Annotated in this window: 15 protein-coding genes; 1 reads left to right on the plus strand and 14 read right to left on the minus strand. The window is 65.8% G+C overall.

The genetic code is table 11. The features are described from left to right. Positions 1–21: 21 nt before the first annotated feature. From CIMIT_RS06570 to metK, 9 genes are read right to left on the minus strand one after another with little or no spacing between them, the layout of a single operon-like run. Positions 22–1,308, minus strand: a complete 1,287-nt coding sequence (locus CIMIT_RS06570) for a bifunctional 3,4-dihydroxy-2-butanone-4-phosphate synthase/GTP cyclohydrolase II (protein WP_038590764.1) — start codon at positions 1,306–1,308, stop codon at positions 22–24. Beyond that, positions 1,301–1,948, minus strand: coding sequence for a riboflavin synthase (locus tag CIMIT_RS06575; protein WP_038590767.1), 648 nt, complete (start codon positions 1,946–1,948; stop codon positions 1,301–1,303). The genes CIMIT_RS06570 and CIMIT_RS06575 overlap by 8 nt, the downstream gene beginning before the upstream one ends. A 12-nt stretch (positions 1,949–1,960) precedes the next feature. After that, positions 1,961–2,983 (minus strand): bifunctional diaminohydroxyphosphoribosylaminopyrimidine deaminase/5-amino-6-(5-phosphoribosylamino)uracil reductase RibD, encoded by a 1,023-nt coding sequence (gene ribD / locus CIMIT_RS06580; protein ID WP_038590770.1) that lies wholly within the window; start codon positions 2,981–2,983, stop codon positions 1,961–1,963. Further along, positions 2,980–3,648, minus strand: coding sequence for a ribulose-phosphate 3-epimerase (gene rpe, locus CIMIT_RS06585; RefSeq protein WP_038590773.1), 669 nt, complete (start codon positions 3,646–3,648; stop codon positions 2,980–2,982). The genes ribD and rpe overlap by 4 nt, the downstream gene beginning before the upstream one ends. Before the next feature lie 10 nt (positions 3,649–3,658). Continuing rightward, the gene (locus tag CIMIT_RS06590) at positions 3,659–5,086 is read right to left on the minus strand and encodes an RsmB/NOP family class I SAM-dependent RNA methyltransferase (protein ID WP_038590776.1); all 1,428 of its coding nucleotides are present in this window, start codon (positions 5,084–5,086) and stop codon (positions 3,659–3,661) included. Then, positions 5,083–6,015 (minus strand): methionyl-tRNA formyltransferase, encoded by a 933-nt coding sequence (fmt, locus tag CIMIT_RS06595; protein ID WP_038590779.1) that lies wholly within the window; start codon positions 6,013–6,015, stop codon positions 5,083–5,085. The genes CIMIT_RS06590 and fmt overlap by 4 nt, the downstream gene beginning before the upstream one ends. Next, the gene (def, locus tag CIMIT_RS06600; protein ID WP_038590782.1) at positions 6,016–6,516 is read right to left on the minus strand and encodes a peptide deformylase; all 501 of its coding nucleotides are present in this window, start codon (positions 6,514–6,516) and stop codon (positions 6,016–6,018) included. It abuts the gene before it with no gap. Between the two features lie 44 nt (positions 6,517–6,560). After that, a complete protein-coding gene (locus CIMIT_RS06605) occupies positions 6,561–8,567 on the minus strand; it encodes a primosomal protein N' (RefSeq protein WP_038590785.1) in 2,007 nt (668 codons plus the stop codon). Between the two features lie 52 nt (positions 8,568–8,619). Beyond that, on the minus strand, positions 8,620–9,834 hold the full coding sequence (gene metK / locus CIMIT_RS06610) for a methionine adenosyltransferase (RefSeq protein WP_038590788.1): 1,215 nt from the start codon (positions 9,832–9,834) through the stop codon (positions 8,620–8,622). 653 nt (positions 9,835–10,487) lie between these two features. Here metK and CIMIT_RS06615 point away from each other — a divergent pair. Further along, on the plus strand, positions 10,488–11,819 hold the full coding sequence (locus CIMIT_RS06615; RefSeq protein ID WP_084674292.1) for an HNH endonuclease signature motif containing protein: 1,332 nt from the start codon (positions 10,488–10,490) through the stop codon (positions 11,817–11,819). Between the two features lie 33 nt (positions 11,820–11,852). On the opposite strand, the gene coaBC is transcribed toward CIMIT_RS06615, so the two are convergent. The 5 genes from coaBC to pyrF form a co-directional block, all read right to left on the minus strand. After that, the gene (coaBC, locus tag CIMIT_RS06620) at positions 11,853–13,112 is read right to left on the minus strand and encodes a bifunctional phosphopantothenoylcysteine decarboxylase/phosphopantothenate--cysteine ligase CoaBC (RefSeq protein WP_051904857.1); all 1,260 of its coding nucleotides are present in this window, start codon (positions 13,110–13,112) and stop codon (positions 11,853–11,855) included. Between the two features lie 77 nt (positions 13,113–13,189). Then, the gene (gene rpoZ, locus CIMIT_RS06625) at positions 13,190–13,489 is read right to left on the minus strand and encodes a DNA-directed RNA polymerase subunit omega (protein ID WP_095066809.1); all 300 of its coding nucleotides are present in this window, start codon (positions 13,487–13,489) and stop codon (positions 13,190–13,192) included. 15 nt (positions 13,490–13,504) lie between these two features. Next, entirely contained in the window at positions 13,505–14,098 is a 594-nt protein-coding gene (gene gmk / locus CIMIT_RS06630) for a guanylate kinase (RefSeq protein ID WP_038590805.1), read from the minus strand. A gap of 3 nt (positions 14,099–14,101) precedes the next feature. Next, complete coding sequence (gene mihF, locus CIMIT_RS06635) at positions 14,102–14,425, minus strand: integration host factor, actinobacterial type (protein WP_038590808.1); 324 nt, start codon at positions 14,423–14,425, stop codon at positions 14,102–14,104. A gap of 287 nt (positions 14,426–14,712) precedes the next feature. Further along, positions 14,713–15,534, minus strand: a complete 822-nt coding sequence (gene pyrF / locus CIMIT_RS06640; protein ID WP_038590811.1) for an orotidine-5'-phosphate decarboxylase — start codon at positions 15,532–15,534, stop codon at positions 14,713–14,715. Between the last annotated feature and the right edge of the window lie 4 nt (positions 15,535–15,538).

Here is a 15,538-nt window from a genome sequence, read left to right on the forward strand (position 1 = left end):
GTCTTTCTAGAATACGTGCAATCAGCCTGCCGAAGGCGCACCGCCACCGGCATCCGGCGTGTGTGCATCCAACCACTGCGCAACGCCCGGCAGGTCATGGCCCATCCGGTCGCGCTTGGTGCGAAGGTAGCCGATGTTGTCGTGCGAGGGCACGATCTCAATCCGGGTGCGGCCGGCAACCTGTGGGCCGAACCCGCTGAGTGCGTGGACCTTGTCCGGGTTGTTGGACAGCAGCTGCATGGATTCGATGCCCAGGTCGGCGAGGATTTGGCCGGCGACTGAGTACTCGCGGGCGTCGATAGGCAGCCCCTGCTCTAAGTTTGCATCCACCGTGTCAAGGCCCTGGTCCTGTAGCGCGTAGGCCTGCAGCTTGGCCAGCAGGCCGATCCCACGGCCCTCGTGTCCACGGACGTAGACCACCACGCCGCGGCCAGCCTCGTGGATGCGGCGCATGGACTCGTGCAGCTGCGGGCCGCAATCGCAGCGAGCCGACGCAAACGCGTCGCCGGTCAGGCACTCGGAGTGCACGCGCACGAGCACGTCGTCGGCACCGGCGAGCTGCGCGGGATCACCAGCGACGAGTGCGACGTGCTCGGTGCCGTCGATGTCGTTGCGGTAGCCCACGGCGTGGAACTCGCCGAACTCGGTGGGCAGGCGTGTCTCGGTGACGCGGGAGACAAAGCGTTCGTGGCGGCGTCGATACGCAATGAGCTGGTCAATCGAGATCATCACCAGGCCGTGGGTGTCGGCGAATTCGCGCAACTCGTCGAAGCGGGCCATATCCGTTGGGTCCTGCTCGGAGACGATCTCGCACAGCGCACCGGCCGGACGCAGCCCCGCCATCCGAGCGAGATCCACGCTGGCCTCGGTGTGCCCGTCGCGGGCGAGCACGCCGCCGGGCCGGGCGCGCAGCGGCACCACGTGCCCCGGGCGGGTGAAGTCGTTCACGGTGGTCTCAGCGCTGGCGAGTCGGCGTAGCGTCTCGGCACGCGAGGTCGCGGAAATGCCGGTCGTGCCGGTCGCCGCGTCCACCGTCACGGTATAGGCGGTGCCGCGGGCGTCCTGGTTGCGCGCCACCATCGGCGGCAGATTGAGCCGGTCGGCGTCTTCGTTTTCCAGAGCGACGCAGATGTAGCCGGAGGTGTAGCGCACCATAAACGCCACGAGCTCTGGGGTGGCGGCTTCGGCGGCGAAGATCAGGTCGCCCTCGTTTTCCCGATCCTCATTATCCACCACAACCACCGCTTCGCCGCGGGCAATGGCGGCGATGGCGTCCTCGACAGCATCCAAGCGGGAACCGTTACTCATAGTCGTTTACCTTAGCCCGCACCATATTCTCCACGTACTTGGCTACCTGGTCGACCTCCAGGTTCACCGGCTCGCCGACGCGCAGCTCGCCCGCGGTGGTTTCTGCAAGCGTGGTGGGAATCAGCGAAACCTCGAAGAAGTCGTCTCCCACCGCAGAGACGGTCAGCGACGTGCCGTTGACCGCAATCGAGCCCTTCTCCACCACGTAGCGGCGCAGGCCCTCTGGCAGGCTAAACCGCAGCACGTCCCAACGCGGCCCCGGCGTGCGCGAAAGCAGCTCGGCCACGCCGTCCACGTGGCCCTGCACGATGTGCCCACCTAACCGGTCGCCCACCTTCAGCGCCCGCTCCAGGTTCACCCGCACTCCTTCCAGCGACGTGCCCTGGTTCGCCAGCCCGAGCCGGGTCCGCCGCATCGTCTCCGGCATCACGTCGGCCCAAAAGCGCTCGGGCCGCGGCTGCCCGTCTTCGAGTGCCTCCGGCAGCCCGGTCACAGTCAAGCACACCCCGTCGACAGCAATCGAGTCGCCGTTGCGCGCATCCTCGGTCACCTTCGGCGCGCGGATACACACGCGTGCATCTGTTTCGCCCAGTTCCACGGCCTCGATCGTGCCGACTTCTTCAATCAGTCCGGTAAACACTGCGTATCCTGCCTACTTATCCTGTTCAAGCAAATCTTTTCGTGCCATCTCGATGAGCACGTCTTCACCCAGCTGTATCACGCGCTCGACGCGGAAGCGCTGTGCCTGACTCATCGTCGTGGCTAGCGGCCCGCCGAGCACCCCGCGCCCGGCACCGAGCAGCGCCGGGGCAACATACGCCTGGATGCGGTCGACGAGTCCCGCGTTCACGAAGCTGAGCGCAAGAGACGCGCCGCCTTCAACGAGCACGTCGCGCGCCCCGCGCTCCCACAGCGCCGCCAGCGCGCTCTCCGGGTCCGGGTACTGCGTAAAGCCGAGGCGCGCGAGGTTGCCGGTGATCTCGCGGGTGCCCACCACCACGCGCTCCGGCTGGGTTGAGTACAGCTCGCCGTCCGGGCGGCGCGCGGTGAGCTGCGGGTCGTCCGCGAGTGCGGTGCCGGTACCCACGATGATCGCGTCGCGCCGCGCCCGATCACGATGTACGTGCGCACGCGCCGCCTCGCCAGTAATCCACTTGCTCGTCCCATCGGCCGCAGCGGTAAACCCATCAAGGGTCGCCGCGTACTTCCAGGTCACCGCAGGCCGCTGCATGCTTATCGACGCCCACCACGCCCCCAGCGCTACCACCTCCCGCGGCTCGTACGCCACCTGCACCCCCGCGCGCCGGAGCACTTGCGCGCCCCCAGCAGCTTCGGGGTTTGGGTCTTTGGTGAGGTAGATGACCTGCGCTACGCCCGCCTGTATCAACGCGTGCGTGCACGGACCGGTGCGCCCTGTGTGCGCGCAGGGCTCGAGGGTCACGATCGCGACCGCGCCCTGTGCCCGCTCACCGGCTGCTGCCAAGGCGTTGACCTCAGCGTGCGCGCCGCCGGCGGGCGAGGTGGCACCTACGGCAATGAGGTGACCTGAGGCGTCGATAATCGCGCAGCCGACTGGCGGGTTCGGCGACGTCGTGCCCCGCACTGACTCGCCCGCGGAAATCGCCGCGGCAATGCCTGCCTCTACCGCGGCTGGATGGGCCCGTACGTTACTCAGTTGGCACCGCCGCGAGCCTCTTGGGCGAGCTCGCGCAGGCGCTCAACCGCCTCGGCCGGGTTATCCGCACCGAAAACCGCGGAGCCCGCAACAAAGGCGTCAACGCCGGCCTCCGCCGCCTGCGCGATCGTCGCGTTCGCGATGCCGCCGTCGATACCAATGATCGTGTCGAGCCCCTCGGCTTTGATGTGGTCACGCAACGCCATGACCTTGCCAAGCACCTCCGGCATGAACTTCTGCCCACCGAAGCCGGGCTCCACGCTCATCACCATGACCTGGTCAAACTCGCCCACCGAGTCCAGGTAGGGCTCGATCGGAGTGCCCGGCTTGACCGCAAAGCCCGACTGGACGCCGAGCTCGCGGCACTGCCGGCCAGCCGCCACGTGGTCCCTGGTTGCCTCCACATGGAAGATCATGCGGTCCCCGCCTGCCTGAACGTAGGTGGGAAACCAGCGCTCCGGGTCTTCGATCATCAGGTGCATGTCCAGAAACTGGTCCGTGACACCGTCGACGGCCTTAGTCACGTCGGGGCCGAAGGAGAGGTTGGGCACGAAGTGACCATCCATGATGTCCACGTGGATCAAGTCCGCGTTGGGCACTTTGCGCACGTCGTTGCCCAGGTTTGCGTAGTCTGCGGCGAGAATTGATGGGGCGATGTAGATCATGGTGCTAAGCCTACTTCTTCCGCAGCACCGCGAAGAACATTGCGTCGGTGCCGTGGCGGTGCGGCCACATCTGCACGCTGCGCGCCTCGCCGGTTTCGGTCATGCCGCAGGCGTACGGGCTCGCATCGAGCTCTTCGACCTCGCCGCGCCCAAGCGCGTCGTCGACCACTCCGCGTGTCTCGCGCACATCGGGCGAGCAGGTCGAGTAGATCACGACACCGCCGGCACGGGTAAGTGAGATCGCGGAGGCCAGCAGCGCCTTCTGCAGCGGAACCAGCTCGTCGATGTCGCTTTCCTGCTTGGTCCAGCGGGCTTCCGGGCGGCGTCGCAAAGCACCGAGCCCCGAGCACGGGGCATCGACCAGCACGCGGTCGTAGCCGGGATTCAGGCCAGGGTCGCGACCGTCCACCGTGTGGACGTTGACCGGCAGGCCCTTCACCGCCTTGCGCACCAGGTCCGCGCGGTGTTTGCTGGGCTCGACCGCATCGACGGTGGCGCCGTCGATACGCGCGAGTGCGCCGATGAGCGCAGCCTTGCCGCCGGGACCAGCACAGAGGTCAAGCCAACGGCCTTGATCGTCGTCGACCGACACCTCGGCGACGGCGCGCGCGATGAGCTGCGAACCCTCGTCCTGCACCGCGGCGAGCCCCTCGCGCACCGGCGCAAGCTCACCCGGATCCCCCTCCTCGAGGTAGACGGCGTAGGGCGAGTAACGTCCCTGCTCGCCGCCGACGGCCAGGGCGAGCTCCTCTGCGCTGAGCTCTCCGGGGCGCGCAACCAGGTGCACACCGGGGCGAGCCGAATCAGCCTCGAGCGCGGCAGCCAGCTCGCCGGCCTGGGCACCCAGCGCGGTGTGGAAAGAGCGCGCGATCCACGCCGGGTGCGCGTGCTCGAAGGCGAGCGCGTCGAGTGCGTCCGAGGGCATGAGCCGGTCGAACCACTGCTGGCGCGTCGAGCGCCCAATGGTGCGCAAGATGCCGTTGGCAAAGCCCTTCGCCTTGCCCTGGCCCGCAGCCTCCACGAGGCGCACGGTAGTATCCACCGCGGCGTGCGGCGAGACGCGCGTGTACAGCAGCTGGTACGTGCCAAGGCGCAGGGCGGCGAGCACCCACGGGTCGATCTTGTCCAACTCGCGGGAGGAATTCGCCGCGATCACCGCATCGAGCACACCCTGGGTGCGCAGCGCACCGTAGGTCAGCTCGGTGGCAAAGGCCGCGTCGCGGCCGGTGATGCGCCGCTCGCGCAAAAGACCAGGCAGCACCAGGTTCGCGTAGGCCCCGTCCGTTGCCACGCGGTGCAGCACCTCCAGCGCCGCCTCGCGGGCCGGGTCGTTGATCGCTACTTGCCGCTGCTGCTTCGGTGCGCGCCTACGCGCCGCCGGCGCGGTCTTCTTCGGCTCACGCCTACCCGCGGCACGGGAACGAAATCCGCCACTCACTCAAACACCACTCCTTGCGATACCACGTCCTGCTGCAAGCCGCGGCCCCAGTCCGCCGCAGCCATCATCTTCTTCCCCGGCGGCTGCACCGTGGTCAGGATCACGTCCTGGGTCCCGGTACCCACGCGCACCTCGTTCTTCTCGACGCTCACGTGCCCGGGTTCGAGCGAGTCCGTCTCGCCGACCTTGACCGGGCCCACCTTGACGCGCTGGCCGTCCCAGGTCGTCCACGCGCCCGGGCCGGGGGTGTGGGAGCGCACGGCCCGGTCGATCTGATCTGCCGCCGCGTGCCAGTCAATGCGCGCGTTGTCAGTGGTGAGCTTCGGCGCGTAGCTGGCCTCGCCCTCCTGCGGGGTTGGCGCGAGCGTGCCGTTTTCCAGCCCGGTCATCGTTTCTACCAGCAGGTCCGCGCCCGCGTAGGCAAGGCGGGTCAGCAGCGAATCTGCGGTGTCATCGGCCGCGATGTCCTCGGTGAGCGTGGCGAGCACCTCGCCGGTATCCAAGCCCTCGTCTATCCGGAACGTCGTCGCGCCGGTTGTCGCATCGCCCTCCCGGATCGCGGCCTGCACCGGGGCTGCGCCACGCCACCTTGGCAGCAGCGAAAAGTGCAGGTTGACCCACCCGTGCGGGGCGAGCTCCAACATGTCCTTGGGAATCAAGTTGCCGTAAGCCACCACGGGGATCGCCTCCGGGGCGAGCGCTGCCAGCCGCGCGCGCACTTCTTCGTTCTCGCGCAGCGACTCGGGCGTGAGCACCTCGATGCCGTGCTCCTGGGCCAAGGCCTTGACTGGCGAGGGGTGCAGCGTCCTGCCCCGCCCGCGACGGGCATCGGGGCGGGTCAGCACCGCCACCACCTCGTGCTCGGAATCAATGAGCCGCTGCAGCGCCACCACTGCGGGCTCCGGGGTACCGGCGAATACAACTCGCATCTAGTTCTCCTTCCACCATTCGGAAGCGTGAATCGCGGCCATCGCCGCCTTCCGCTCCTCGCGTTCCATCCGCTGCATAAACATGACTCCGTCCAGGTGATCCGTCTCGTGCTGGATGCACCGCGCAAGCAGCCCCGAGGCAGCGATTGTCACGGGTCGACCCTGGACGTCATTCCCGGTTGCCAGGACATTGGCTGCGCGGGTGATCGTGCCCTGCACGCCCGGAACGGAAAGGCAACCCTCGACGCCAGTCTGCGTCTCCTCTCCCACCTGGTGCCACACCGGGTTGACCAGGTGGCCGCGCATGCCGTTGCAATCGTAGACAAACAACCGTATGCCTAGGCCAACCTGGTTGGCGGCGAGTCCCACCCCGCCGGAGGCATCCATAATGTCCAGCATCTCCGCGGCGGTGCGTCGCAGCCCCTCGCCGAACTCCTCGACAGGGCGCGCAGCCGTCTTGAGTATTGGGTCGCCAAAAAGGCGCAAACTCAGCGCAGTCATGTCTGCCAAGTGTACTGTCCCACCCCTCAAGCACACTGCAAGGACTACCCCACGTCAATGGGGTTGACTTGGATACGCAACGGCAGCGTCTGCTTGCGCGCAGCCCGGTGCACCGCACCCGCCCGCAACGCCCGGCCGAGCTCGGTACGTCCGCGCAGCGGCGAGCGCACGAGCATCCGCTGCGCTTCGCCGTACCTGGGCACATCCCACTCGCCCGGGAGTGTGACCCCGGCGGGCAGGTCGACAGGACCCAGTACCTCTGCATGCTCGGGCAGCTCCACATGCGCGAAGAAGTCCTCGAGCGCGTGCCGGGGCGCATCCACGACGGCAATGTGCACCGCCGGTGGAAAGCGCGCGTCCCTGCGGTGCGCCAGCTCTAACGCCGCATGCCCTGCCGCGTCCCAGCGGATGAGGTGTTGCACGACCGGCAGTGCGGGGTCAGCCACGACCACGACCTCCCCGCCTGCACTGTGCGGTTGCACCAAGGTGGCCGCCTGCAGCCACTTGGCAAAGGTGTCCTCAGTTGCACGTAAGTCCGGGCGCTGCAGCAGTGCCCAGACATCGAGCAGGATCGCCGCGCCGTAGCCTCCTTCCGCGGGCGGCTCCGCCCCCGGCGTGGCGACGATAATGGCGGGCTCGCCCGGCACGGCATCGAGTACCTTGTCGCCCCAGGAGGTGCGCACCCGAAACTGCGCAAATGCCCGTCCGAGTTCTTCTGCCGTGCGCTCGGTGCCCAATACTGTGGCTCGCACCCGTCGCGAGCCGCACGCGGGGCACACGTGCGCGGGGTCCATCCGCCCGCACCATCTGCAGGTCGGGGCCGCAGCTTCCTCGCCGGACGGCAGGCCGAGCGGGCCGTTGCACCACCTGCAGCGGGCAGGCGTCCGGCACTGCCCGCAGGCCAAAGACTGGATATAGCCCGTGCGCGGCACCTGAAAGAGCACAGGTGTCCCGCGCTTGAGCGCGCGCCGGGCGGCCATGAAAGCCTCGGAAGGAAGGCGCGCGTGCCGCGCCCGCGGATCCCTTTCAAGCGCGATATCGGAATCGCCCGCGGCGTGGATGTACGGGCTGAGCTGGCGCAGCACCGGGCGCGGCGCAACCAGTTCGTGCATCCAGCCGGACTCGACGAAAAGCTGCGCCTCCGCGGTGCGCGCCCATCCGCCAAGCACGAGCGGGACTCGCTCCATCGCGGAGCGCGTGGTGAGCACCTCGCGCGCGTGCACGTACGGGGCCCGCGGGTCCACCAGGTTTGCATCCCCGTCGTGCATGAGCACCATCAGCCGCAAGTCGCGTACCGGTGCGAAAGCCGCCGAGCGGGTGCCCACCACGATGCGGCCCTGGCCGTGCAGAATCGACAGGTAGCGTGAGTAGCGGGCCTGCGGGCCCTGGCTCGCCGTGAGAGTGGTCACCTGCTTCGCGCTGACCAACTCACGCAGAGCTCGCTCGCAACTATCGACGTCACGCTGATCCGGCACCACAATCAGCACCCCTCCCCCGTCGCGCGCAAGCTTGACGCCCAGGGCCGCAAGCGCGCCCGCCCAATCATCACCGGGGGCGACTTGCCAGGCCGCGCGCGCCATCTTGCCCTCGAGCACCGCGTCGACGAAGCTCTCGCCGAACTCGTAACTGCTCCAGGCAGACAAGTCGGGCTCCGCAACCTCGCCGAGCTGTGCCCACGGCGTGGAGGTATCTGTCTCTTCGGCTTTGGCGTGGCGCGCAGGGATGGCTGCGCGGTAGATGTCTGAGCGGACGCCCGCGTACCGCTGCGCTAAGGCGTCGATAAGCGAGCGAAGCTGCTCTGGGGCAACCTGCTCGGGCGAGATCACCCGCTCGATGAAGCGGAGGCTGCCCTCGTGCGCGGAGGCGGCGGTGCGCTCCAGGACGATTGCGTCGACCAGTCTGCCGGCGAAGCGGATCCGCACCCGCACCCCCGGTTGCGCCGCGTCGGACTCCCCTTCGGTGACCAGGTAGTCGAAAGGGCGGTCGAGCTGCGGCAAGCCAAGCAGCGGCAGTACCCGAGCGACGGGAAAGCGGGCAGCAGGCTGGGACATGGTGCCAGATTCTAGCGCAGCGCTGTCCCCTGCCGTGCCCCGCCGGTTGTGGCTACTGGGTCGCGGCCTTGAGCTCCTCGACCTTGTTGAGCTGCTCCCACGGCAGCTCCACGTCGGTACGACCGAAGTGGCCGTACGCGGCGGTCTGCCCATAGATGGGGCGAAGCAGGTCGAGGTCGCGGATGATGGCAGCCGGGCGCAGGTCAAAGACCTTGTCCACCGCCTGCTGGATCGACGCGTCGGTGTGCCCCTCAGCGGCGGTGCCGAAGGTCTCCACGTAAAGACCCACCGGGTTCGCGCGGCCGATCGCGTAGGCGACCTGCACCTCGACGCGCTCGGCAAGGCCCGCGGCGACGATGTTCTTGGCCACCCAGCGCATGGCGTACGCGGCAGAACGGTCCACCTTTGAGGGGTCCTTGCCGGAGAACGCGCCGCCGCCGTGGCGGGCCATGCCGCCGTAGGTATCGACGATGATCTTGCGACCGGTCAGCCCCGCATCGCCCATCGGACCGCCAAGCACAAAGGACCCAGAGGGGTTGACCAGCAACTTGGTGTCGTCGGTATAGAAGCGCTCGAGGCCCGCGTCCTTGATCACCCACTCCAGCACCTGCGTGCGCAACGCCTCGCGCAGTGCCTCGCCGTGGAAGTCCGGGTCGTGCTGGGTAGAGATGACCACGGTGTCAAGGGCAACCGGACGGTCGCCGTCGTACGCGAAGGTGACCTGGGTCTTGCCGTCCGGGCGCAGGCCCACGACCGTGCCCATCTTGCGCACTTCCGTCAGGCGGCGGGCCAGTCGGTGCGCGGTGGCGATCGGCAGCGGCATGTACTCCGGGGTCTCGTTCGTGGCGTAGCCAAACATCAGGCCCTGGTCACCCGCACCTGCTTGGTCGTTTTCCTCCGCAGAGTCGTGCTCGCGCACCTCCTGCGAGGTGGTGACACCGTCTGAGATCTCCGCCGACTGGTCGCCGATCGCGATGTTGACGCCGCACGTACGGCCGTCGAAGCCGACCTCAGAAGAAGTAAAGCCAATGCCCACAAGCTTGTCGCGGACAATCTTGGCGATGTTGGAGTACGCGCTCGTCTTCACCTCGCCCACCACATGCACCTGGCCCGTGGTCACCAGCGTCTCGACAGCAACGCGGGAGGCCGGGTCCTGCTTCAGCATGTCGTCCAGGATGGCGTCCGAGATCGCGTCACAGATCTTGTCCGGGTGGCCTTCCGTTACAGACTCACTAGTGAACAAGCGGTAGTAGGGATCAGTAGACAAAACGGTCTCCTCTTTCGATGCAGCAATAACGTGTATTACGCACCCGCGCCAACTGGGAACCACCAGACAACAACGCTGGTCTCACACGGAATCACGGGCAGGCACCGGGGTGCTGCGCGCACGCGTTGCGGCGGGAACTTCACCAACAATAGACCAAGCGGTCTAAATGCGCAATGTCGGCTCTCGGAACGCTTGGGTACATACCGGGCTTGCGCCACGACCTGGGCTTTTGGGGACGCCAGCGCCATGGCGAAGCAACTGGGCTTCATGCAGCGAGTTGCCAGACTAATTCCGCACAGGCGGAAAACTGAGGCGGACTGTTAACGGCACCTCAACCCCCCTCTCACCCAGCAAGCTCCCAGACTAATTCCGCACGGGCGGAAGTTTGGGCGAGCTGATGCTTGCCGACGCTCGGTCGCCACGGCCAGCTCGCCATGGTGCCTCTCGTCCAGCAGGCTCCCAGACTAATTCCGCAGAGGCGGAAAACAAGGCCCTATGTTCGAGCCAGATAAACACACTTCAAGCACCGGCAGAAATACGCGCTCATCAGGCATGTTCGAAATGTTTAACGGCCATGTTAGACCCATTTGTTAGCGTGCACACATTCGACGAACACACACCACAACACACCAAAAACCCAGGGAGCCACGCCAATGTCCGACACCAAAGCACCACCAAAGACCCCGACCCAAGTCCGAGAAGAAATCATCGGCCACTACACCGCCCTGAGCCAACACCACGCCCAAGTACTTAGCGCGATTAGCCAACTATGCGAGCGTGATATTCAACGCGAGTACGCCTGCAAAAGCATCCCCGTGTGGCTGATCCGCTACTGCAGGATGAAAAAATCCCGCGCCTACGAATACACCGCAGTTGCAGTCAAACTCCGGCGCTTCGCCTACCTGTGCGAGGCCTTCCACAAAGGCAAAATCGACTACTCCACCGTACGACTCCTGCTCAAACACATCCACTCCGAAAACGAGCACCGCCTCGTCGACCTTGCCATCGAACTCGGCTACCACGGACTCGAAGAAGCACTCGCCGGCCAACAAGACAACAACACCGACCCCACGCCACCAGCCAAAGGCCTCCACCTACGCGAAGACGGTCGCCTCACCCGCGGATGGTTCACCATGAGCGCGGTCGACGGCGCACAATTCAAAGCCGCACTCAAAGCAGGTGCCCTCGCCTACCACGCAGGCCTGAACTCCATGAGCGACTACGTCGACGAAAAAGGAGAGTTCGATGAGACCAAACTCACTACCGCATTAGAAGAAGCCACCACCCGACCCGATACCAGCGGCGCCGACATCCTCAACACCGGCTTCGGACTGCCACCACAACGCTTCCTCCTCCACGCACTTATGGGCATGGTCCAACTGGTACGCTCCGGCATGGCCAAAAGCACCCGGCTGGCACCAGCCGCACAAGTCAACATCATGATGAGTATGAGCGGCAACGGGTATCTTCCCAACAACAAGGCCGTACCCGCCTTCAACCTCGCCAACGTCGCCGCCAACGCTGAAGCCCGCGGCGTGCTTTTCGACGACCACGGACTGATCATCAACTACGGGCGCAAACGCCGACTCGTCTCCAAAACCCAAATGGAAGCACTCATGAGCATGTGGGGGCATCAATGTGCCATGCCCGGATGCAACCATGACATGTTCATGCAAGCCCACCACATCGACGAATGGGTCAACGGAGGACACACCGACCTCGACAACCTCATCCCCCTGTGCTCCTCGTGCCACTCCATGGTCACCGACCGAGAAATACTCATCATGCGCCACGGCATAGAAATCCACTTCATCGCACCCGACGGCGCACGCTGGGTCTCCAAAGACAGGCAAACCCCGAAACGCGACGACAACGCCCGCCTCCAATGCGAACTCGAAGACTACGGCGACAACTTCGCCGACAAACCATGCGACGATAACGAATGCGAAAACTGCACCTGCACAACAGAAGAGAACCCTGACTAGCGCGTCAGAGGCTCAAGCACCCGAAACGCAACGTTACTTCTCGAAGCGCTCCACCGCGTCCCAGATCCGTGCCGCAACCTCGTGCTTCGAACCGTCCGCAACCTCGGCTACGTTGCCGTCGCGTGTGAGCAACCAACCGGAGTTGCGCGGCTGCCCAAATACTTTGCCGCCGGAGACATCGTTGACCATGAGCATATCTGCACCCTTACGCGCGAGCTTCGCCTGCCCGTGCTCCAAAGGCTGATCGGTCTCGGCCGCGAAGCCGAGAATCCGTGCCTGCGTCTGACCTGCGTCGCGCATTGCAACCAGGCCGCGCAAAATGTCCGGGTTCTCCACCAGGTGCAGCGTCTCCAGGTCCTCGTTCGCCTGCCCCTTCTTCAGTTTCGAGGTTGCCTCGTGCTCCGGGCGGTAGTCGGAGACCGCAGCGGCCATGATGATCACGTCCGCCTCGGCCGCGCGTTCGCGCATCGCTGCCTCCATCTCGCGTGTGGAACGCACCCGCACCACCTCGGCACCCGCGGGCGTTTCCAGCTCCTCGGTGTTTCCGGCGACGACGGTGACGTTGGCCCCCTTGTGCGCGGCGACGTCGGCAAGCGCAAAGCCCTGCCGTCCCGACGAACGGTTGCCGATGTAGCGCACCGGGTCGATATTCTCCTGCGTGCCGCCGGCGCTGATGAGCACGCGCTTGCCAGACAGCGACTGCGACAGCGGTCCCGTGGCGAGCACTGTGCGCGCCATCTCCGCGATCACATGCGGCTCCAGCAAACGCCCGGGGCCTGTGTCCTTCCCCGTGAGTCGGCCGTGCGCGGGCTCAAGCACAGTGATCCCGCGCTCGCGCAGGGTGGTGACGTTCGCCTGCGTGGCCGGATTGAGCCACATCTCCGTGTGCATCGCCGGCGCGATCACGATGGGACAAGTGGCGACGAGCACCGTGGCGGTGAGCAGGTCATCCGCACGACCTGCGGCGATGCGTGCAATCACATCCGCCGTAGCCGGGGCAATGACCACCAGGTCCGCCTCCTGACCGACCCGCACGTGCTGCACCTCGTCCACCCTCGAGAACACGCCCGTGTCCACGGGGTGGCCAGACAGCGCCTCGAAAGTGGCCGCGCCGACGAACTCGAGTGCGCTTGGCGTGGGCACCACGCGGACGTCGTCGCCAGCCTCTTTGAAATCCCGTACGAGGTGGCACGCCTTATAGGCCGCGATGCCGCCCGCCACCCCCACGACGACGCGCCGCCCCCGAGACTCATCCGTAGGTGCCTTGACGCTTCTTTTCTGCACATCGCTCATGGCACCCAAGCATACGCAATGCGCAACGCCCGCCAGCCGAGGGGACGGCGGGCGGGCGTTACGACGCTACGGTCTGTTTACTGGCCTTCTTCGTGCTCCAGCAAACCAGCCTGGATTTCGCGCAGCGCGATCGAAAGCGGCTTCTCGCCGGGTTCCGGCGTGACCAGCGGGCCAACGAACTCGAAGACGCCGTCCTCGGAGTCCTGGTAGAAACTGTTGATCTGGCGGGCGCGCTTGGCCGCGAAGATGACGAGGGCGTACTTGGACGACACCTTCGTCAGCAGCTCATCGATCGGGGGCGCGGTAATACCTTGCGGGGTGTCGTAGGTCTTCTGCTCCGGCGAATCCGCGGTGACCTGCGACTGATCCTCAGTAATGTTGCTCACTAAAACCTACTCGTTTGTCTCGTTGTTCGTGCTGTTCATCAGGATGCTGGCGATAGCCGCGACGGCGGTGTCCACATCATCGTTGACCACTACATCGTCGAACTCGTGCTGTGCGTTGAGCTCTTCACGTGCGGTAAGCAAACGACGCTGGATCACTTCTTCCGTCTCTGTGCCTCGGCCGGAGAGACGCTGCACCAGAATCTCCCACGAAGGCGGGGCCAAAAAGACAGTCGACGCCTCTGGCATCAGCCGCTTAATGTTGCGCGCGCCTGCGAGGTCTACTTCCACCAGCACGGGACGGCCCGCGTCAAGCGCCTCCTGCACCGGGCCGGCCGGTGTACCGGAGCGCTGCAATCCGCCATGAATGTCGGCCCACTCCAGCATCTCGCCTGCATCAATGCGGCGCTGGAAGTCATCAGCACTGACAAAGAAGTAGTCTTCCCCGTCGACCTCACCCGGGCGCGGTGCCCGGGTGGTCATGGAGACGGAGAAGTACAGATCAGGGACATCGCTCACAAGCCTGTGCACCACTGTCGACTTACCTACAGCGGAGGGGCCGGCCAGCACGACCAGCCTGCCTCGCGGCGATACCTCAGTCATGGTTTAGTCCTCGGAGAAACCGAAGCGCTCGAGCAGCGCACGACGCTGACGCTCACCCAGGCCGCGCAGGCGGCGGGTCTGTGCGATCTCCAGCTCTTCCATGATCTCGCGGGCCTTGACCTTGCCCACCTTCGGCATTGCTTCGAGCAGTGCGGAGACCTTGGTCTTGCCGATGATCTCGTCGGACTCAGCCTTCGCGAGCACGTCCTTGAGGTTGGTGTCGCCGCGCTTGAGGGAAGCCTTCAGCTCAGCACGCTGCTTGCGTGCCTCGGCTGCCTTTGCAAGTGCTGCCTTGCGCTGCTCATCAGTCAACTGTGGAAGTGCCACTGGTTCCTCCATAAAGTAGTAGTACGTTTCGGTCCAGTCCTACCTAAACCGTCGTTCCAAGAGTGCAACACGGTAGCAGGCCGAAGACATCAGCCAAAATACCACCGCTGCAACTCTCAGTTCTGGCTAAGTGTAGCACTGGGTTAATTCCGCCGCGTTGATGACGTGCCGGGAAAGGCACCGCGGCTCATCCCGCGCACCGCACGGTATTTCGCCACGTCAACGCTTTGACGGAACTAAACTACCAGGCTTTTTAGCGAAAAGCGCAAACGCCCTCGCCAAAAACCCTATTTTGCCAGGTCGCGCGCCTGTTTCCGCAGTTCATCCACGTCCGGCCCAGCCTTCAACACGGAGCGCGACACGTTCGGAAACACCAGCTGTGCCTGCGCGCCGGCAATTCGAGCTACGTCCTTCATCGTCGCGCCCTGCGCACCGACGCCTGGCATGAGGACCGGTGCGTTGAGGTGCTCGAGCACGGGTGGATTCTGCACCGTCGCCCCAACCACGACGCCAACGTGACCAACACCAGCGCCGTCGTTGTAGGCCGCGCACCCGTCGACCATGTACTGGGCCACCGTGCGCTCCCCTATCAGCGAGCTCTGGAAGGCCTCCGCCTCCGGGTTGGAGTTCGCCGACATGACGAACACACCCTTGCCGTGGGCGGCCGCCAGCTCGATCGCTGGGTCGAGCGAGCCGACGCCGAGGTACGGCGTCAGCGTTACCGCGTCGGCTTCGAGCGGCGAGCCTGGCGCGAGCCAGGCGTCGGCGTAGCCGGCCATGGTCGAACCGATATCGCCGCGCTTCGCGTCCGCCACCACGAGCGTGTCGCGCTCGCGCAGCGCGGCGAGCGTCTCCTCCAGCACCGCGAAGCCACGGGAGCCGAAGCGCTCGAAGAACGCCACCTGCGGTTTGACCAGCGCGACGTGGCCTGCGAAGGCCTCCACGCAGATGCGGGAGAACTCGCGCAGTCCCTCCACGCTGTCGCTTAGGCCCCACTGCTCAAGCAGGCCCGCGTGCGGGTCGATGCCTACGCACAGCCTGCCGTGATGCGTACCGGCGTCGACAAGCCGCTGTCCGAAGCCGGGCTCGGTGTCCACACTCTGCGCCATGGCC

The organism is Corynebacterium imitans (genome assembly GCF_000739455.1).
GTDB lineage: Bacteria > Actinomycetota > Actinomycetes > Mycobacteriales > Mycobacteriaceae > Corynebacterium > Corynebacterium imitans.